Origin of the sequence: Alloyangia pacifica, assembly GCF_020524285.1 — a bacterium.
GTDB classification, from domain to species: Bacteria; Pseudomonadota; Alphaproteobacteria; order Rhodobacterales; family Rhodobacteraceae; genus Salipiger; species Salipiger pacificus_B.
On sequence record NZ_JAIVKX010000015.1, the window covers coordinates 145,682 to 163,738 of the forward strand.

Below are 18,057 nucleotides of genomic sequence, written 5' to 3' on the forward strand. Positions count from 1 at the left end.
ACAAAATCCATGAAGAAACTCTCCATTTCCCTGACCGCCCTCGCGGCTTCGCTGGCCGCGTCTGCCGCCTTCGCCGGCGACAAGGTCGTCTTCGGCACCAACTGGCTGGCCCAGGGCGGCCACGGCGGTTTCTATCAGGCGCTGGCCGACGGCACCTACGAGAAATACGGCCTCGAGGTCGAAATCCGCCAGGGCGGCCCGCAGGTGAACAACCGCCCCATGCTAATCGCCGGCAAGCTCGACTTCCTTATGGCGGGTAACCTGCTGCTCTCGTTCGACAACGTGCGCAACGGCATCCCAACCACCGTCGTCGCCGCGATCTTCCAGAAGGACCCGCAGGCGCTGATTGCCCATGAAGGCGTCTACGAGAGCTGGGAGGATCTGACCACCGCGCCCGAGATCCTGCTCTCCAAGGACGGGCAGTTCTCCTACTGGAAGTGGATGGTCGAGGACTTCGGCTTCCGCGACGAGCAGGTCCGCCCCTATGGCTACAACCTCGCGCAGTTCCTCAGCGACGAGAAAATGGTGCAGCAGGCCTATGCCACCGCCGAGCCGCTCTATGCCGCGGCCGAAGGCGCCGACGTGGCGACCTACCTGATGGCGGACCACGGCTGGAACACCTATGCCACCACCATCGAGACCCGGCAGCAGATGATCGACGAGAACCCCGACGTTGTGCAACGCTTCGTCGAGGCCTCGATCGAGGGCTGGTACACCTTCCTCTATGGCGACCACACCGCCGGCTACGAAGCGATCATCGCGGCCAACCCCGAGCTGACCACCGAGAAGCTGGACGCCGAGATGGCGCAGATGGCCAAGCTCGGCATCATCGACAGCGGCGACGCGCTGGAGCTGGGGATCGGCGCGATGACCGACGCGCGCATCGCCGCCTTCTACGAAACCGCGGTGAACAGCGGCATCCTCGAAGAGGGTGATCTCGACCTCTCCAAGGTGGCCGACACCTCCTTCGTCAACAAGCGCCACGGCATCGAGATCAAGACCGCCGCCGAAGGCAACTGAGCCGGAGGGGCGGTGCCATGCGTGTCCTGATCGTCTTTGCCCATCCGGGCCGGGAAAGCTACGGCGCCGCCCTCCTTGCCACGGCCCGCGAAAGCCTCTTGCGGGCCGGGCATGAGGTCGAGGTGATCGACCTCTATGCCGAAGGCTTCGATCCGGTCCTCTCTGCCGAGGACTGGGCCGATTACATCCCCGACACCGACCGGCTCATCGCCAAGGTCGCGCCGCATGTGGTCGCGCTGCGCCGGGCCGAGGGGCTGGTCTTCGTCTACCCCACCTGGATGTACGGCCCGCCCGCCATCCTCAAGGGCTGGATGGAGCGGGTCTGGCTGCCCGGCGTCGCCTTCGAGGTGGCCAGTGCCAACAAGAAGCGCGCGACGGGACGGTTGCAAAACATCCGGCATTTCGCGGTGGTCACCACCTCGGGCTCGCCCTGGTGGTGGCTGCGGCTGATCCGCGACCCGGGCCGGTCGATGCTCGCCCGCGGCTTTCGCGTGCTGCTGCATCCGCGTTGCCGGGTGACCTGGTTGCAGCTACACGACATGAACCACCGCAAGCCAAAGGACCTGAAGGCTTTTCTCAAGAAGGTCGACAGGCGTCTGTCCCGGTTCGGCGAACCGGCTAGCAAGGGGAAGGGCGATGAGCGCCGCACGTCTGAAGCGTAAGGAAATCCACGACGCCATCCGCGAGGCGGCGCTGCGCGAGTTCGCCAACACCGGGCTCTCGGGTACTTCGACCCAGCAGCTGGCCAAGGCGGCTGGGATCACCAAGGCGCAGTTGCACTACTACATTTCCTCCAAGGAGGATCTCTACCGCGAGGTGCTCGACGGGATTATCGGCCAATGGCGCGACATCTTCTTCGGCTCCGGCGACTCCGATGATCCGGCCGAGGTGATCACCGGCTACATCCGGCACAAGCTGCGGCTGTCGCTCGACTGCCCCGAGGCGTCGCGCCTCTTCCTGCACGAGCTGGGGCGCGGGGCGCCCGAGATGGGCGGCAAGTGGGAGGGGCTGCATGCCTCGGTGCAGGCGGGCACGGCGGTGATCCAGCGCTGGATCGACGAGGGCCGGATGAAGCCGGTCGACCCGCTGCTCTTCATGATGAACATCTGGGCGGTGACCCAGCACTACGCGGACTACGAGTTGCAGAGCCGCCGTGTCCTCGGGGTCGAGGGCGATGCCGAGATGGATTTCGAGCGCATCGCGGCGGAGGCGGTGCAGCTCTTTCTCGCCCGCGCCGGACTGGCAGCCTCCCACGACAAGGACCAGGCATGAAACCCCTCGCACCGAAAAGCATCGCCGCCCCTTTCGGGCAGTATTCGCATGGCATCGCCGCCGGGCCGGTGGTGGCGACCTCGGGCCAGTTGGCGCTGCGGCCCGACGGCACCATCCCCGAGGGGGTCGAGGCGCAGGCCGATTTCTGCTTCGCGGCGCTGCGGGCGATCCTTGCCGAGGATGGGCTGGATTTCTCGGACGTGCTGCGCTTCTCGGCCTTCGTCACGCGGCGCGAGGACATGCAGGGCTACATGGCCGCCCGCGACCGCGCCTGTGCCGAACTTTCGGTGAAGCCCGCCTCGACGCTGATGATCGTTTCGGGCTTCACCCGGCCGGAGTTCCTCGTGGAGGTCGAGGCGCTGGCGCTGCGCCGGAACTGACCGCCGCCTGATCTTAAGGCGGCATTAGACACTTTCGTGCAACATGCCCCTCGCGGCACGGCGGCCGCGGGCAACGTCCCCTTGCCTGACGTTGCGAATTTCCGCAGCGCGTGCCAAAGGATGACGTAACGGTCGGGAAACAGCGGCCGCGCTTCCAGTTGAGAGGCAGTGTTTTGGCGAGTTACACGTTAAGTGCCTTTGGCACGGGCGACTACCAGACGGTGGTCGAAAATGGGGTTGGCGGTGCCTACGTCCGCCCCACGTGGGAGCAATCCGAACGTGTGACCATTGTGGTCACCGACGACGACACCAGCCTCTCCGCAGGCGGCGGCGCCCTCGACGGCAGCCAGCAGACCGCCACCGCGACCGACGCCAGCGGCGCGGTCATCGCCACCGGCAAGCTTTATATCGGCGGCGTCAGCATCGTCACCGCGCCCGACGGCAGCACGATCCACGTCTACGAGATGCGGATCGAGGGCTACGGCAGCCCGGTCGGCTACGTCACCGATGCGCCGATCACCCCCGGCGTGGTCTACACCTATGTCGGCTCGGGCTCGGTGCCGGCCGGCGGGATCGCGTACAGCAGCTTCGATAGTCAGGCCTACGAGCGCGACGATCCGAACACCATGACCGGCGGCGATTTCTCGGAATCGCTCGACGGTGGTCTGGGCGACGATGTCATCTCGGGGGGCGGCGGCAATGACACGCTGATCTACGGCGAGGGCAATGACACCGTCTACGGCGGCACCGGCAACGACTACATCGATGATATCTCCGGCTCGCAATACTACGGCGCGAACCTGCTCTACGGCGGCGCCGGGGACGACCTGATCTACGGCGGCTGGGGTGACGACACCATCTACGGTGGCGACGGCAACGACACGATCTACGCCGAGGGCGACAACGACTCGATCGAAGGGGGCGCCGGCGACGACTACATCGAGGGCGGCGACGGTAACGACACGATCGACGCCGGCAGCGGCTCCAACACGGTCTACGGCGGTGCCGGCAATGACCGCATCGACGACGAGACCGGCCCGATACTCACCGGCGGCAACGAGTTCCACGGCGGCGACGGTGACGACACGATCTTCTCGGGCGACAGCGCAGACACGGTCTACGGCGATGCCGGGGCCGACCGCATCGACGCCGAGGGCGGCAACGACAGCATCTGGGGCGGCACCGGCAACGACACGATCATCGCCGGCAGCGGCAACGACACGGTCTGGGGCGACGCCGACAACGACAGCATCGAGGGCGGGCTCGGCAACGACCAGATCTGGGGCGGCACCGGCGACGACGTGCTGAAGGGTGGCGGCGGCGCCGACCTGATCTACGGCGAGGACGGCGCCGACACGATCGACGGCGGCACCGGCAACGACACGCTCTGGGGGGGCGCGGGCGCGGACACCATCTGGGGCGGCGACGGCCACGACGCCCTGCTCGGCGAGGACGGCAACGACTCGATGAACGGCGGGGCCGGAAACGACCTGTTCTGGGGGGGTGCCGGCGACGACATGATGTGGGGCGACGGCGGATCCGACCGCTTCTACATCACCAATACCGAGGACTTCGACGTCATCTACGGCGGCGAAGACACCGACAACTCCGACATCGACACGCTCGATTTCACCTATGCGACGGACCCGGTGTCGCTGACCTTCGATGGCTGGGAGTACGGCAGCTACGAGGTCGGGGCCGCCGGCTCGACCGGACAGTTCTGGGAAATCGAACAGGTGATCGGCGGCTCCGGCAGCGACACGCTCGACGCCTCGGCCAGCGACAGCGACCAAAGCCTCTCCGGCCTGGCGGGCGATGACAGCCTGACCGGCGGCGGCGGCGCGGATTCCCTCGACGGCGGGGACGGGGCCGACACGCTCACGGGCGGTGCGGGGAATGACACGCTGACCGGCGGTGCCGGCAGCGACAGCTATGTCTTCACCCCGGGCGGGGGCGCCGACACGGTCACCGACTTCGACATGACGCTGGATGCGGGGCGGACCACGGACCAGCTCAACACCAGCGCCCTGCTCGACGCGGATGGCGAGACGGTCAATACTTGGGACGTCACCGTTTCGGACGACGGCTCGGGCAATGCGGTGCTGACCTTCCCCACCGGCGAGAGCGTGGTGCTGATCGGCGTCTCCCCGGCCAGTGTCACCGCGGACGAGACGCTCTATGCCATGGGGGTGCCCTGCCTCGTGTCCGGCACTCTCATCGCCACGCCGAGCGGCTGGACCGCGGTCGAGGGGCTGCGCGCCGGGGATATGGTGTCGACCGAGACCGGCCCGCAGCCAATCCTCTGGGCCGGGGCGCGCCACGTCAGCCTCGAGGAGATCGAGGCCGACCAGATGCTCGCCCCCGTGGTGATCCAGCCCGGCGCCTTCGGCAACCGCGGTGAGCTGCGGCTGTCGCGTCAGCATTGCATCGCGGTGACCGTTCCCGGCTCCGGCCGTCCGGCGCTGGTGCGCGCGGGCCATCTCGCGGAACGGCGTGGCGCGCGGGTGCGCGTGGCGCGCGGTGCCCGCGGTGTCGGCTACCACCACCTGCTGTTGCCCGCGCACGGTCTGCTCAACGCCGGCGGTCTGCTCGTCGAAAGTCTCTGGCCCGGGCCGACCGCGCTGCGCGCGCTCGGAGTGCGGGCGCAGATCGAGCTGGCCGGCGTCATGCCGCAGCTTGCGCCCGCGATCTGGGGCACGCAGCCGGTCAGTGATCTCTACGGGCCGCCCGCGCTGCCGGTGCTGCCGGGCGCCGAGGTCCGCGAGGGCCATGGCCCGATGCTGCCGCTGCTGCCGGGGCCCGAGGAAACCGTCGCGCTGCGCGCCAAGGGCTGACACCACAGGGCCCGAGAACGGCCTGGATCCAATGATCGCGAATGTGCTGCGCGGCAGCGGTTGCCGCGGCCCTCGCCTTGTCTTGCCGAGTCTTGCCTCGTCTTGACGCCCCCGCCGCCGCTGCCTAAGCCTGCGGTGTTCTCAGGGCGGGGCGAAATTCCCCACCGGCGGTGAAAGCCCGCGAGCGCCGCCCTCATGGCGGGTCAGCAGACACCGGTGGAAGCCCGGGGCCGACGGTCAAAGTCCGGATGGAAGAGAATGTGGTCACGCGCTTCGGCGCGCGCCTGCAGACGTGCTCTGGGATCTTGTCATTCGGAAAGGACCAGAGACATGACAAAATCCCCCAACTTCGCCTTCATCAAGGCCCGCTGGCACGCCGAGATCGTCGACCAAGCCTTCGCGGGCTTCACCGAGCGTCTCGCCGAGCTGCTGCCCGGCGCCGAGGTCGAGAGCTTCGACGTGCCCGGCGCCTTCGAGATGCCCTTGCTGGCCAGGAAACTCGCCGAGACCAGCCGCTTCGACGGCATCGCCGCCGCGGCGCTTGTCGTGGATGGCGGCATCTACCGCCATGACTTCGTGGCGCAGGCGGTGGTCTCGGGGCTCATGGAGGCGCAGATGTCCACCGGCGTGCCGGTCTTCTCGGTCTCGCTGACGCCGCATCACTTCCAGCCGAAGGGGGAGCACGAGAGCTTCTACCACGCGCACTTCGTCCACAAGGGGCGCGAGGCGGCGGATGCCGCGGTGCAGGTCTCCAAGCTGAACACGCAGCTCTTCGGTCCGGCCGTGAGCGCGGCGGCCTGATCGGACCCCCAGACCCATCATAATCGGGGTGCCGGGGGCGAGGCCCATTTCCCCCGGCCCCACACAGCGTTACATCGGGAGGACGTGCGCGGACCGCGCGGCCACTGACAGGACGACCGACCATGCTGACCCTCCCCAACGACCATTCTCCGTGCGGCGACAAGTTGCACGCACGGCTTGCCGATACCGGTGCCGCCCGCATCGTGCGGCACATCGCCGAGGCCCTTCCCGCGGTGGCCGACCGGTTGGCGGAGGGGCTGCTCACCGGCGACCCGGCGCAGATCGTCGGCGGCAACGAGAGCGGCGACGCGCAGAAGGCGCTGGATGTGGGCGCGCATGAGTACATGCTGAAGGCGCTCGCGGGCTGCAACGTGCGCCACGTGCTTTCGGAGGAGGCCGAGGCGGTGGTGACGCTCGATCCTGAGGGCGACTTCGATGTGGCCATGGATCCGATCGACGGCTCCGGCTCGATCGGCATCTGCGCGCTGCTCGGCATGCTCTTCGTGATCTATCCGGCCGGGGACGGCAGCTTCCGCCGCCCGGGCACCGAGGCGGTAGCGGCGGGCTATGCCTGCTTCGGCCATTCGGTGGATTTCGCCTGGTCGCTGGGCGACGGCGTGCATATCGCCACGCTCGACCGTCGCGCCGGGGATTTCCGCATCACCGCCGAGAACATCCGTCTCAAGCCCACCACCTCGATGATCGCCGTCAATGCCTCGAACGAGCGGCACTGGGCACCGGGGCTGCAGGCCTATGCGCAGGACATGCGCGCCGGCAAGGACGGCCCGCTGGGCAAAAACTACAACATGCGCTGGCTGGCGGCGGCGGTGGGCGATCTGCACCGGATCATGCTCAAGGGCGGGGCGTTCCTCTACCCGCAGGACGGGCGCAAGGGCTACGAGCAAGGGCGTCTGCGCCTCGCCTACGAGGCCATTCCCATCGCCTTCATGGTCGAGCAGGCCGGGGGACGGGCCACCGACGGGCGGCGGCGGATCCTCGAGTTGGCCCCCGATAGCCCGCATGGATTCTGCCCGCTGATCTTCGGGTCGGAGGAAGAGGTGCTGCGGATCGAGGACTACATCGCCCATCACGGCTGAGGGCTGACCCGCCAAGTTCTCCCCACGCACGGGGGATGGAGCTGTGGATAAACAGGGCTCCGGACCAAGCAGCATTGGGCTCTGCCTGTGCTGCTTGTTTTTTGTGCAACCACGGCCTCGGCTGAGGTTGCGACCGCTTGCGCTCCCCGGATGCCCCAGCGCGAGCCCGGGCTCGGTTTTGCTTTCGGCAGCCGGCGGCCTCGAAAGAAAACCCCAGGAAACATGGACCTTTCGCTGCTGATTTGCCGGCGAGGTGGAACACCTGTTGACAGCGCGCCGCCTTGCCGTTCTTTTGTAGGACAAATTAGGAGGAGAGTCGGATGCGGGTCACTGCTGCCATCCATCGCGCGTTTGAAATCGCACAGATCGACGACAGGCTTTACGCGGCATTCATCGAACACATGGGCCGGGCCATCTATTCCGGCATCTACGAGCCGGGCCACCCGGAGGCCGACGGCCACGGCTTCCGCCGGGACGTGGCGCAGATGGTTCGGGACCTGAAGATCCCCGCCATCCGCTACCCGGGCGGCAACTTCGTCTCGGCCTACAACTGGGAGGACGGCATCGGGCCGAAGGAGGATCGCCCGGTTCGTCTCGACCTTGCCTGGCGCAGCAAGGAGAGCAACCAGGTCGGCATCAACGAGTTTGCCATCTGGGCCGAGGAGCTGGGCATCGACATGATGCTGGCGGTCAACCTGGGCTCGCGCGGCATCTCGGATGCGCGCAACTTCATGGAATACGTCAACCACCCCTCGGGCACCCACTGGTCCGACCTGCGCCGCAGCCACGGCGTGGAAAAGCCCTATGGCGTGAAGATGTGGTGCCTCGGCAACGAGATGGACGGCCCCTGGCAGATCGGCCACAAGGAGGCCAAGGAATACGGCCGCCTCGCCGACGAGACCGCCAAGGCGCTGCGCCAGCTCACCCCCGGCGCCGAGATGATCGTCTGCGGCTCGTCCAACGACGAGATGCCGACCTATCCCGACTGGGAGCGCGGCGTGCTCGATGAGTGCTACGAGAACGTCGACTACATCTCGCTGCACAAGTATTTCGGCAATTCCAGCAACGACACGCTGAACTTCTTCGGCAAGGTCGAGGAGACCGGGCGCTACATCCAGTCCATCGCCGGGGTGATCGACTTCGTGAAGGCCAAGAAGCGCGCCAAGAACGACGTCTACATCTGCTTCGACGAGTGGAACGTCTGGTACCACAAGCGCCAGCAGGACTCCGAGAACTGGAAGAGCTGGGACTGGCCGGAGGCCCCGGCGCTGCTGGAAGAGGACTACAACTTCGAGGATGCGCTCTTCGTCGCCTGCCTGCTCAACGAGTTCATCCGTCGCTCCGACCGGGTGAAGATCGCCTGCATCGCGCAGTTGGTGAACGTCATCGCGCCGATCCGCGCCGAGAAGGACGGCCCGGCCTGGCGACAGACGATCTACTGGCCCTACCAGCTCGCCTCGCTCTACGGGCGCGGCACCGCGCTGCGGGTTTCGGTGGACGGGCCGACCTATGACTGCGCGGTGGCCGACGACGTGCAATACCTCGACGTGGCGGCGACCCATGACGCGGCGGGCGGCACGGTGACGCTGTTCATCGTCAACCGCCACCTGACCGAAGCCGCCGACCTGCGGCTCGCGCTCACCGGGTTCGAGGGCGCTTCGGTGCTCGAGCATCAGGTGATGGAAGGCCACGACCTGCGCGCCACCAACGGGCCAGGCTCGGAGCCCATCGCCCCGGCACAGGGCCGCGGCGTGGGGGTCGAGGATGGCACGCTTGGCGGGTCTCTGGCGCCGCTTTCGTACCATGTCGTCCGGCTCAAGGTGTAAGCCATGTCGGGCGTGAAGCTTACAGGCGTGAAGAAGTCCTTCGGGGCGCATGATGTGATCAAGGATGTGTCGCTGGAGGTCCCGAAGGGGGAGTTCGGGGTCTTCGTCGGCCCCTCGGGCTGCGGCAAGTCCACCCTGCTGCGGATGATCGCGGGGCTGGAGGAAAGCAGCGGCGGCACCATCGAGATCGGCGGGCGTGACGTCACCCATGTCGAGCCCGCCAAGCGCGGCGTCGCCATGGTGTTCCAGAGCTACGCGCTCTACCCGCACCTGAGCGTGGCCGAGAACATGGGCTTCTCGCTGCGCCTCGCCCGCGCGCCGCGCCACGAGCGCGAGGAAAAGGTGCGCGAGGCGGCGCGGATCCTGCAGCTGACGGATCACCTCGACAAGAAGCCCTCGGCGCTCTCGGGCGGGCAGCGCCAGCGCGTTGCCATCGGCCGCGCCATCGTGCGCGAGCCGGAGGTGTTCCTGTTCGACGAGCCGCTGTCCAACCTCGACGCCGAGCTGCGGGTGCAGATGCGGCTCGAGCTGACGCGGCTGCACCGGCAGATCGGCGCGACGATGATCTACGTCACCCACGATCAGGTCGAGGCGATGACGCTGGCCGACGACATCTTCGTGCTGAAGGGCGGCCACGTCATGCAGGCCGGCCGTCCGCTGCATCTCTACGACGATCCCGACAACCGCTTCGTCGCGGGGTTCATCGGCTCTCCGGCGATGAACTTCGTCGACGCCGTGGTCACCGGTAGCGACGGAGGGACCATCACCGCGCAGGCCGAGGAGGGCGTTCTGCGCGCCGCGCTGAGCGGGCCGAAACCGGCCGAGGGCAGCCGCGTGGTTCTGGGCGTGCGGCCCGAGCACCTTGCCCCGACCGAGTCCGGCGGCCTGCCGGTGACGGTGGAGGTGGCCGAGGAGCTGGGCGGCAATTCCTACCTGCACACCCGCTCGGCCTCGGGCGCCGACATCGTCTTCGAACGGCGCGGCAGCCGCGACCGGCTCGAGGGCCAGCGGCTCAGCATCGGCGCGGAGCCGGACAAGGTTTTTGCCTTCACGCCCGAGGGCGCGAGGCTTCGCTAGGGTCTGCTGGAGGGCGGACCAAGACAGGACGGGGCGCCTTTCGCCCCACGGTCAAGGAGGAGGACCGAATGAAACTGAAGACATTGGCACAGGTCTCTGCAATCGCGGCGCTTGCCGGCATCGGCATGCCCGCCTTCGCACAGCAGACCGTCACCTGGTGGGATTTCTTTGCCGGCGGCGACGGCGTGCGCATGAAGGCGCTGATCGAGCAGTTCAACGAGGAACACCCCGACGTGCAGATCGAGGGTACCACGCTGGAATGGGGCGTGCCCTTCTACACCAAGGTGCGCACGTCCGCCGCCGTGGGCCGCGGGCCGGACCTGATGACCTATCACCTCTCGCGCATGCCGCTCGGCCTCAGCGAGGGCGTGCTGACCCCGATCACCGACGCCGATCTCGAGGCGGCGGGCCTCAGCGAAGGCGATTTCTTCGCCAGCTCGCTCGATGCCGCCAAGGGGCCGGACGGGTCGCTCTACGCGGTGCCCTTCGATATCCACTCCATCGTGCTCTACTACAACAAGTCCTACCTTGAGGGGACGCGCTTCCTCGACGAGGAGGGACAGCTGACCGGCATCGAGAGCCTTGCCGACTTCGAGGAGGCCATGCAGGCCGCTGCCGACAATGGCTCGGAAAGCCCGGTGACCTACGCCACCGGAGACGACGGCGGCACCTACCGCGTGTTCTACACGCTGCTCTCGCAGCAGGGCGGCACGCTGATTTCCGATGACGGCGAAGTGCTGCCCGGCGACAGCGCCGAGAAGGCGGTGAAGGCGGTCGAGATCATGACCAACTGGCACGACCAGGGCTGGCAGCCCGAGCAGGCGCTCTACGAGGCCTCGGTCGCGCTCTTCACCTCTGGCAAGTCGGCGTTCCAGCTCAATGGTGTCTGGGAAGTGCCGACGATGAAGGACCTCGAAAAGAACGGCAACCTCGGCTTCGAGTGGGGCGCGGTGGAGATCCCCAAGCTGATGGACACCCGGACCACCTGGGCCGACAGCCACGCCTGGGCGATCCCGGTGCAGGGCGACGAGGAAATGGACCCGGCCAAGCGCGAGGCGGTCATGCAGGTGATCGGCTGGATGGAAAAGCACGCGATCCAATGGGCCGACGCGGGCCATATTCCGGCCTACAAGCCGGTGGCCGAGAGCGAGGCGTTCAAGACCATGGAGCCGAACGCGACCTACTCGTCGCTGGCCGATGGTGCGACCTATGATCCGCGCAGCGAAGTCGCCGGCGTGGCCTCGCCCGCCTATGACGCGGCGCAGAACATCATCTCGCCCGCGATGCACGGCTACCTGTCGGCGGAGGACGCGATCGAGCAGGTCAAGTCCGAGCTGGAAAGCAAGATGAACTGAGGCGCAGCCCGCGCCGTGGCCCCCGCGTGCAAGGAGACGCGCGGGGGCCGAATACCCCTCTGGGAGGAGAATTGACGACATGGCCATGATCCGGAACCGGTCACGGCACAGGCTGGTGGCCTATTCGCTGATCCTGCCCTTCGTGGCGATCTTCGCGCTGGTCTTCGCCTATCCGGTGATCGAGGTGGTCCGCATGAGCTTCACCGACGCGCCGCTCATCGGTGGCGGCGAGTGGGTCGGCTTCGACAACTACGCGCGACTGCTGTCCGACAAGCTGTTCTACACGTCGCTGGTCAACAACGGCTACTTCGTGCTGCTGACGGTGATCCCGACAACCGTGATCGCGCTGATCATCGCGCTGGCGGTGAACCGTCTGTCGGGGCGGATGCAGGCGTTGGCGCTGGTGATGTTCTTCATGCCCTACGTGCTGCCGGTCTCGGTGGTCACGCAGATCTGGGCCTGGATGCTCGACTTCCAGTTCGGCATCCTGCAGCCGGCCATCGAGTTCTTCACCGGCAAGCCGGTGCCGGTCTTCAAGAACCCCTTCTGGGTGATGCCCGCCGTGGCGGTGGTGACGATCTGGTGGACCAACGGCTTCAACGTGCTGCTGTTCCTCGCCGGTCTTCGCAACATCCCCGAAGAGCTCTACGAGGCCGCCAAGCTCGACGGCGCGACCCGCAAACAGCTGTTCTTCAAGGTGACATGGCCACTGCTCTGGCCGGTGACCGCGCTGGTGCTGACCCTGCAGCTCATCCTGCAGCTGAAGATCTTCGACCAGGTCTACCTGCTGTCCGAGGGCGGCCCGTTCAACTCCAGCTACGTGCTGCTGCTGATGGTCTACCGCGAGGCCTTCCAGCTCAACAACGGCGGCTATGCCGCGGCCATCTCGCTGGTGCTGTTCCTGATCATCGTGGTGATCTCGGTGCTGCAATTCCAGATCCTGCGCATCGGGGGGAAAGACAAATGACCCGGCAGAGACGTTTCGAGAACCTCGCCCTCACGGGCACGACGCTGGTCGCGGGGCTGATCTGGATCTTCCCGCTCTACTGGGCCTTCGTCACCTCGATCCGCTCCGAGAACCGGGTGGTCTCGGAGGGGGCGGGGCTCTTTCCGGACGAGTTCAACCTCTCGTCCTATGTTGACGCGCTGTTCAACACCTCGCTGATCGACTGGTACATCAACTCCATCGGCACCTCGGTGATCATCACCGCCGTGGTTTTGCTGACCGGCATGATGTGCGCCTATGCGCTGAGCCAGATGCAGTTCCCCGGCCGCCGCCTGCTCTACGGCATCGTGCTGGCCAGCTTCATGGTCCCGGCGCAGGCGCTGGTGGTGCCGCAGTTCGTGCTGATGAACGACCTCGACCTGATCAACCGCTGGGGCGGGATCATCCTGCCGCAACTCGTCGTGCCGGTGGTGATCATCGTCTACAAGCAGTTCTTCGACGCGGTGCCCAAGGAGATGAAGGAGGCCGTGGTGCTCGACGGGGGCGGCGACTACACGCTGCTCTTCAAGGTCTACCTGCCGCTCAACTGGGGTATCACCACCGCGCTCGGCATCATCACCTTCATCATGAGCTGGAACGCCTTCCTCTGGCCCTTCCTCGTCATCACCACCGAGGACATGATGACGATCCCGGTCGGCATCACCCAGGTCAACGACGCCTTCGGCGTGGCCTACGCGCGGATCATGTCGGTGGCGCTGCTGGCCGCGGCGCCTGTGGTGCTCGCCTACCTGATCTTCCAGAAGCGGGTGACCGAGGCGGTGATGATCTCGTCGGGCGTGAAGGGCTGATCAAACCCCATCCTCCCGGGAGCCCCTGTTCCCGGACTGAGCCCCCGCCATCTCTGGTGGGGGCCCTTTTTTTGGGGATCAGGCTTTCCGGCCGATCCCGAGCAGCTGGTAGATCAGCAGCGCGGCGAGGGTCGAGGTGCCGATGCCGCCAAGCGCGAACGCCCCGATCTGCAGCGTGAAGTCGCCGGCCCCGAAGATCAGCGCGATGCCAGCGGTGAAAAGGTTGCGCGGGTCCGAGAAATCCACCCGGTTCTCGATCCAGATCCGCGCCATGGCCGAGGCGATCAGCCCAAAGACCGCGACCGACAGGCCCGCCAGCACCGGCGCCGGGATGGTCTGCAGCAGCGCGCCGAACTTCGGCGACAGGCCGAGGCAGATGGCGACCACGGCGGCGATCACGAAGACCAGCGTCGAGTAGACCTTGGTCATCGCCATGACGCCGATGTTCTCGGCATAGGTGGTGACCCCGGTGCCGCCGCCCGAGCCCGCGACCATGGTCGCCACGCCGTCGGCGAAGAAGCCGCGCCCGATATAGGGGTCCATGTCCTTGCCGGTGATGGCCCCCAAAGCCTTGATGTGGCCGAGGTTCTCGGCGACCAGCACTATGGCGACCGGAGCGATGAGGGTGATCGCCGACCAGTGGAACTCGGGCTTCTGGAAGTGCGGCAGGCCGAACCACTCCGCCGCGCCGACGGCCGAGAAGTCGATGCCCGGCATGACCCCGAGGCCATTGCCCAGCAGCAGCACCAGCGCGTAGCCGAAGATCAGCGCCAGCAGCACCGACAGCCGCCGGGTCCGGGCCGTGCCGTAGCAGGAGACCATCGCCATGCAGAGCACCGTCAGCAGCGCCACGGTGAGATGCGAGGGCGTCGGGTTGCCGAAGGCATTGAGCTGGTCCACCGCGACCGGCGCGAGGTTGAGCCCGATGGCGATGCCGATGGTGCCGGTCACCACGGGGGGCATCAGCTTCTCTACCCAGCCGTAGCCGACCGCCATGACGATCAGGCCGATCAGCGCGTAGAGCGCGCCGCAGGCGATGATGCCGCCGAGCGCATGGGCGATGGTCGCGCCCTCCTGCCCGAGCACCGCCAGCACCACTGCGATGAAGGCGAAGGAGGAGCCGAGATAGCTCGGCACCCGGCCCGCGGTGATGAGGAAGAAGAGCAGCGTGCCGATGCCCGAGAAGAACACCGCGACGTTGGGGTCGAAGCCCATCAGGATCGGCGCGACGATGGTCGAGCCGGACATGGCCAGCAGGTGCTGGATGCCCATCGGCAGAGATCCGGCGCCGGGCAGGCGCTCGTCCGGCATGATCACCTGGCCCGTGCCCACGCGCCACCTCGGGAAATATGACATCGCTCTCTCCTGGGAAGACTCTCTGCGCGCCGCCATAGCTCGATTTGGCAGCAGATGTCAGGGGGTCAGCGAGGGAGGATCGGCTTGCGCAGGGCGGCGCCGATGTGCAGGCGCCGCGCAGGGCGGCGTTGCGAAAGATGAGGCACCCGGCGTGTCTGCCGGATGCCTCATGTCCCTGCCGGTGTCAGCGCCAGCCGAGGGCCGGGGCGACATGGGTGAGTATGTTCTCGATCACATGGGCGTTGTAGTCGACCCCCAGCGAGTTCGGGATGGTCAGCAGCAGCGTGTCGGCCTCCCTGATGCCCTCGTCGCCCTTCAGCTGTTCGATCAGCTTGTCGGGCTCGTCGGCATAGGAACGGCCGAAGATCGAGCGCTGCTGTTCGATGAAGCCCACCGAGTCCTGTTCCTTGCCGCCCGAACCGAAGTACATCCGGTCCTCGTCACTGGTGATGGCAAAGATCGAACGGCTGACCGAGACCCGCGGCTTGCGGGAATGGCCGGCCGATTTCCACGCCTCGCGGTAGGCGCGGATCTGCTGCGCCTGCTGGAGGTGGAAGGGCTCGCCGGTCTCGTCGTCCTTCAGCGTCGAGCTTTGCAGGTTCATGCCCAGCATGGCGGCCCATTCGGCGGTCTTGTTCGAGCCGGCGCCCCACCAGATGCGGTCCCGGAGGCCCTCGGAATGTGGCTCGAGCCGCAGCTTGCCCGGCGGGTTGGGGAACATCGGGCGCGGGTTCGGCTCGGCGAAGCCATGGCCCTCGAGCATCTGCAGGAAGACCTGCGCGTGGCGGCGGCCCATGTCGGCGTCGGTCTCGTCCTCGGCCGGGCCGTAGCCGAAGTAGCGCCAGCCCTCGATCACCTGCTCGGGGCTGCCACGGCTGATGCCGAGCTGCAGCCGGCCCTGGCTGATCAGGTCGGCGGCGCCGGCGTCCTCGGCCATGTAGAGCGGGTTCTCGTAGCGCATGTCGATGACGCCGGTGCCAATCTCGATCTTCGAGGTGCGCGCGCCGACGGCCGCCAGCAGCGGGAAGGGGCTGGCGTGCTGACGGGCGAAGTGGTGGACACGGAAATAGGCGCCGTCGAGCCCCAGTTCCTCGGCGGCGACCGACAGGTCGATGGCCTGCAGCAGGGCGTCGGAGGCGGTGCGGGTGGCCGACCCGCGTTGCGGGGACCAATGTCCGAAGGACAGAAAGCCGATGTTCTTCATAGCGATACTCCTCGGGCTGCGGCCGCAGCGGAAAGCTCCCGCTGCCGGGCCCGTTTGGCGCATAGCTAGTCATTCGGGGGGGCACCCCGCAAGCGGCGCGGCTGTTTGCCCAAGCGCAGGTTCTGTGCGCGGGCGGCCCCGGCGGCGGCACCCCGTTCAGCCGCGCGCGGAACCCCGCGGGCCGGCGCCTGCCCTTGCCGCTGGCTCAAACTTCGGCGATGGCAAAGACCGCGGGCGCCTCGAAGGACACGGTGCCGTCGGCGTTGCGATACTGCCCGAGCCTGTCCTCCGCCGCCGCCTTGAGCGCGCTCATGATCTCGGGGGTCGCCATGCTGGCCAAGGTCCAGCCGCCGATTTCCGTGTCCAGCCAGGCCTCCAGCGAGGCATGCCGGACCTGCCCTGTTTTGTGGACCCGCTGCGCGCCGCCCAACCCCGCCTCCTCGAGCAAGGCCGCGAGTACGCCCTCGCCGCCGAGGCAGAAGGGGGCCTTCAGCGCCTCCGCGGCCTCCGCGCCCATGATCTCGCCGAGCAGCGGGATGAGATCGCGATAACCCGGCGAGTCCTCCCAGGCGTCGAAGACCGAGACCGCCACGTGCCCGCCCGGGTGGCACACCCGCCGCATCTCGCGCAGGGCCTGCACCCGGTCGTCGAAAAACATCAGCGCGAACTGGCAGGTCACCGCATCGAAGGCATCGTCGTCGAAGGGCAGCGCCTCGGCCGGGGCCCGCTGGAAATTCACGTGCGGCTCCAGTTCGCGCGCCACGGTCAGCATGCCCTCGTTGATATCCACCGCGCACACGCTTGCGCCCCGCTTGAGCGCCGCCCGCGCCGCGATGCCGGTTCCCGTTGCCACGTCGAGCACCCGGCCGCCGCCCCGAATGCCCGCCGCCTCGACCAGCCAGGGGGCGAATTGCCCGAAGAGCGCCGGAACGAAGAACGACTCGTAGACCCTTGCCGCCTCTGCCGTGATCTGGCCCGTGGCGGCGTCGGCTTTTTCCATGCCCATGACCTCCTCCTGTCCTCGGAGCATCGATGCGCCGAGTATAGCACAGGGCAGGGGGCAGGCATTGCGGCGACGGTCAAGAATTCCGGGCGCAGGCCGCGCCATCAATCCCGGGACACCGCGCCGATCCGGGCCATTTCCGCGGCCAGCGCCTGCCGGACGCGGGCCACGCGCGGCACCTGCCGCAGCGCCTCGGGCACAACCAGCCAGACCGATAGCACCGGCAGGCGCACCAAACCGGCGATGCGCTCGACCCGTGGGTCGGCATCCGCGATCACCCTCTGGAAACCGCCGACGCCGCAGCCCGCGCAGACCAGGGCCCAGTTCACCAGCTGGTCCTCGCAGCGTACGGGGAAGGTCTCGCGTCCGGCCTGCCAGCCGTTCTCGGCCATCACCCGCTGCATCATGTCCGAGCGCCCGTAGCCGACGAAGTCCAGCGCCTGCAGCTCCTTAAGCGTTTCCGGCCGGCCCACCCGGTCGAGGTAGCTGCGGGCGGCGTAGAGCCCGAGCGGCAGTTCGGCGACCTTCTGCGCCACAAGGTCGCCGCGCTCGGGGCGGAACATGCGCAGCGCGATGTCGGCCTCGCGGTGCAGCAGGTTCTCGGGCACGTCCGAGGCCACGAGGTCGATGCGGATGCCCGGCTCTTGCTCCCGCAGTCGCGCCAGCAGCCGGGGCAGGTGCCAATGCGAGACGACCCGCGCGGCGGTTATCCGCACCGTGCCTTCGAGCCGCGCGCTGGCCCCGGCGGCGGTGAGCGAGATCCGGGCGGCGGCCTCTTCCATGTCGCGCGCATGGGCCAGCAGACGGTGGCCCATGGCGGTCAGCGCCTGCCCCTCGGGGCGGCGCAGAAAGAGCGGCTGTTCGAGCGCCGCCTCGAGCGCGCGGATGTGCCGGCCGAGCGTGGGCTGGCTGACACCGTTCGCCCGCGCGGCAGCCGAGAGCGAGCCCGCCGCGGCGACGCGCAGGAAGCTCTGCAGAAGGGACCAGTCGAGGGGCGGCATGTCCATTCATCGATGAATGGCCAACCTGCAGATATTC

Annotated in this window: 16 protein-coding genes and 1 riboswitch; of the genes, 12 read left to right on the top strand and 4 right to left on the bottom strand. The window is 67.5% G+C overall.

Annotation, left to right across the window (positions count from 1 at the left end; translation table 11 throughout):
- The first annotated feature begins 9 nt into the window (after window positions 1–9).
- The 12 genes from LC039_RS19475 (at window position 10) to LC039_RS19540 (ending at window position 13,456) form a co-directional block, all read left to right on the top strand.
- Window positions 10–1,020, top strand: coding sequence for an ABC transporter substrate-binding protein (locus LC039_RS19475; RefSeq protein WP_226627544.1), 1,011 nt, complete (start codon window positions 10–12; stop codon window positions 1,018–1,020).
- A gap of 17 nt (window positions 1,021–1,037) precedes the next feature.
- A complete protein-coding gene (locus LC039_RS19480; RefSeq protein ID WP_226627546.1) occupies window positions 1,038–1,682 on the top strand; it encodes an NAD(P)H-dependent oxidoreductase in 645 nt (214 codons plus the stop codon).
- A complete protein-coding gene (locus LC039_RS19485) occupies window positions 1,657–2,292 on the top strand; it encodes a TetR family transcriptional regulator C-terminal domain-containing protein (RefSeq protein ID WP_226627547.1) in 636 nt (211 codons plus the stop codon). Before LC039_RS19480 ends, LC039_RS19485 begins: the two co-directional genes overlap by 26 nt.
- Complete coding sequence (locus LC039_RS19490; RefSeq protein WP_226627549.1) at window positions 2,289–2,672, top strand: RidA family protein; 384 nt, start codon at window positions 2,289–2,291, stop codon at window positions 2,670–2,672. The genes LC039_RS19485 and LC039_RS19490 overlap by 4 nt, the downstream gene beginning before the upstream one ends.
- Window positions 2,673–2,845: 173 nt before the next feature.
- Window positions 2,846–5,506 carry a Hint domain-containing protein gene (locus LC039_RS26890; protein ID WP_319003735.1) on the top strand — a complete coding sequence of 887 codons (2,661 nt, stop codon included), beginning with the start codon at window positions 2,846–2,848 and terminating at the stop codon, window positions 5,504–5,506.
- Window positions 5,507–5,639: 133 nt separating this feature from the next.
- Window positions 5,640–5,770: riboswitch (FMN riboswitch) on the top strand.
- 66 nt (window positions 5,771–5,836) lie between these two features.
- A complete protein-coding gene (locus LC039_RS19510) occupies window positions 5,837–6,307 on the top strand; it encodes a 6,7-dimethyl-8-ribityllumazine synthase (protein WP_226627551.1) in 471 nt (156 codons plus the stop codon).
- Window positions 6,308–6,429: 122 nt separating this feature from the next.
- A complete protein-coding gene (locus LC039_RS19515) occupies window positions 6,430–7,404 on the top strand; it encodes a class 1 fructose-bisphosphatase (protein WP_226627553.1) in 975 nt (324 codons plus the stop codon).
- Between the two features lie 320 nt (window positions 7,405–7,724).
- Window positions 7,725–9,230 (top strand): alpha-N-arabinofuranosidase, encoded by a 1,506-nt coding sequence (locus LC039_RS19520; RefSeq protein WP_226627555.1) that lies wholly within the window; start codon window positions 7,725–7,727, stop codon window positions 9,228–9,230.
- 3 nt (window positions 9,231–9,233) lie between these two features.
- A complete protein-coding gene (locus tag LC039_RS19525; RefSeq protein ID WP_226627557.1) occupies window positions 9,234–10,307 on the top strand; it encodes an ABC transporter ATP-binding protein in 1,074 nt (357 codons plus the stop codon).
- Between the two features lie 68 nt (window positions 10,308–10,375).
- On the top strand, window positions 10,376–11,662 hold the full coding sequence (locus tag LC039_RS19530) for an extracellular solute-binding protein (RefSeq protein ID WP_226627558.1): 1,287 nt from the start codon (window positions 10,376–10,378) through the stop codon (window positions 11,660–11,662).
- 79 nt (window positions 11,663–11,741) lie between these two features.
- Window positions 11,742–12,629: a carbohydrate ABC transporter permease gene (locus LC039_RS19535; RefSeq protein WP_226627560.1), complete on the top strand. Its 888-nt coding sequence runs from the start codon at window positions 11,742–11,744 to the stop codon at window positions 12,627–12,629.
- Window positions 12,626–13,456, top strand: a complete 831-nt coding sequence (locus LC039_RS19540; protein ID WP_226627562.1) for a carbohydrate ABC transporter permease — start codon at window positions 12,626–12,628, stop codon at window positions 13,454–13,456. The genes LC039_RS19535 and LC039_RS19540 overlap by 4 nt, the downstream gene beginning before the upstream one ends.
- Window positions 13,457–13,534: 78 nt before the next feature.
- On the opposite strand, the gene LC039_RS19545 is transcribed toward LC039_RS19540, so the two are convergent.
- From LC039_RS19545 to LC039_RS19560, 4 genes are all read right to left on the bottom strand, one after another.
- The gene (locus LC039_RS19545; RefSeq protein ID WP_226627564.1) at window positions 13,535–14,812 is read right to left on the bottom strand and encodes a solute carrier family 23 protein; all 1,278 of its coding nucleotides are present in this window, start codon (window positions 14,810–14,812) and stop codon (window positions 13,535–13,537) included.
- A gap of 184 nt (window positions 14,813–14,996) precedes the next feature.
- Window positions 14,997–16,016 carry an LLM class flavin-dependent oxidoreductase gene (locus LC039_RS19550; RefSeq protein ID WP_226627566.1) on the bottom strand — a complete coding sequence of 340 codons (1,020 nt, stop codon included), beginning with the start codon at window positions 16,014–16,016 and terminating at the stop codon, window positions 14,997–14,999.
- 205 nt (window positions 16,017–16,221) lie between these two features.
- The gene (locus LC039_RS19555) at window positions 16,222–17,016 is read right to left on the bottom strand and encodes a class I SAM-dependent methyltransferase (RefSeq protein WP_226627567.1); all 795 of its coding nucleotides are present in this window, start codon (window positions 17,014–17,016) and stop codon (window positions 16,222–16,224) included.
- Window positions 17,017–17,123: 107 nt separating this feature from the next.
- Complete coding sequence (locus LC039_RS19560; RefSeq protein WP_226627569.1) at window positions 17,124–18,026, bottom strand: LysR family transcriptional regulator; 903 nt, start codon at window positions 18,024–18,026, stop codon at window positions 17,124–17,126.
- Between the last annotated feature and the right edge of the window lie 31 nt (window positions 18,027–18,057).

What these genes read in the sequence shown, in the direction of transcription:
- LC039_RS19475 (WP_226627544.1), top strand. Translation starts at nt 10, where the DNA reads ATGAAGAAACTCTCCATTTCCCTGACCGCCCTCGCGGCTTCGCTGGCC.
- LC039_RS19480 (WP_226627546.1), top strand. Translation starts at nt 1,038, where the DNA reads ATGCGTGTCCTGATCGTCTTTGCCCATCCGGGCCGGGAAAGCTACGGC.
- LC039_RS19485 (WP_226627547.1), top strand. Translation starts at nt 1,657, where the DNA reads ATGAGCGCCGCACGTCTGAAGCGTAAGGAAATCCACGACGCCATCCGC.
- LC039_RS19490 (WP_226627549.1), top strand. Translation starts at nt 2,289, where the DNA reads ATGAAACCCCTCGCACCGAAAAGCATCGCCGCCCCTTTCGGGCAGTAT.
- LC039_RS19510 (WP_226627551.1), top strand. Translation starts at nt 5,837, where the DNA reads ATGACAAAATCCCCCAACTTCGCCTTCATCAAGGCCCGCTGGCACGCC.
- LC039_RS19515 (WP_226627553.1), top strand. Translation starts at nt 6,430, where the DNA reads ATGCTGACCCTCCCCAACGACCATTCTCCGTGCGGCGACAAGTTGCAC.
- LC039_RS19520 (WP_226627555.1), top strand. Translation starts at nt 7,725, where the DNA reads ATGCGGGTCACTGCTGCCATCCATCGCGCGTTTGAAATCGCACAGATC.
- LC039_RS19525 (WP_226627557.1), top strand. Translation starts at nt 9,234, where the DNA reads ATGTCGGGCGTGAAGCTTACAGGCGTGAAGAAGTCCTTCGGGGCGCAT.
- LC039_RS19530 (WP_226627558.1), top strand. Translation starts at nt 10,376, where the DNA reads ATGAAACTGAAGACATTGGCACAGGTCTCTGCAATCGCGGCGCTTGCC.
- LC039_RS19535 (WP_226627560.1), top strand. Translation starts at nt 11,742, where the DNA reads ATGGCCATGATCCGGAACCGGTCACGGCACAGGCTGGTGGCCTATTCG.
- LC039_RS19540 (WP_226627562.1), top strand. Translation starts at nt 12,626, where the DNA reads ATGACCCGGCAGAGACGTTTCGAGAACCTCGCCCTCACGGGCACGACG.
- LC039_RS19545 (WP_226627564.1), bottom strand. Translation starts at nt 14,812, where the DNA reads ATGTCATATTTCCCGAGGTGGCGCGTGGGCACGGGCCAGGTGATCATG.
- LC039_RS19550 (WP_226627566.1), bottom strand. Translation starts at nt 16,016, where the DNA reads ATGAAGAACATCGGCTTTCTGTCCTTCGGACATTGGTCCCCGCAACGC.
- LC039_RS19555 (WP_226627567.1), bottom strand. Translation starts at nt 17,016, where the DNA reads ATGGAAAAAGCCGACGCCGCCACGGGCCAGATCACGGCAGAGGCGGCA.
- LC039_RS19560 (WP_226627569.1), bottom strand. Translation starts at nt 18,026, where the DNA reads ATGGACATGCCGCCCCTCGACTGGTCCCTTCTGCAGAGCTTCCTGCGC.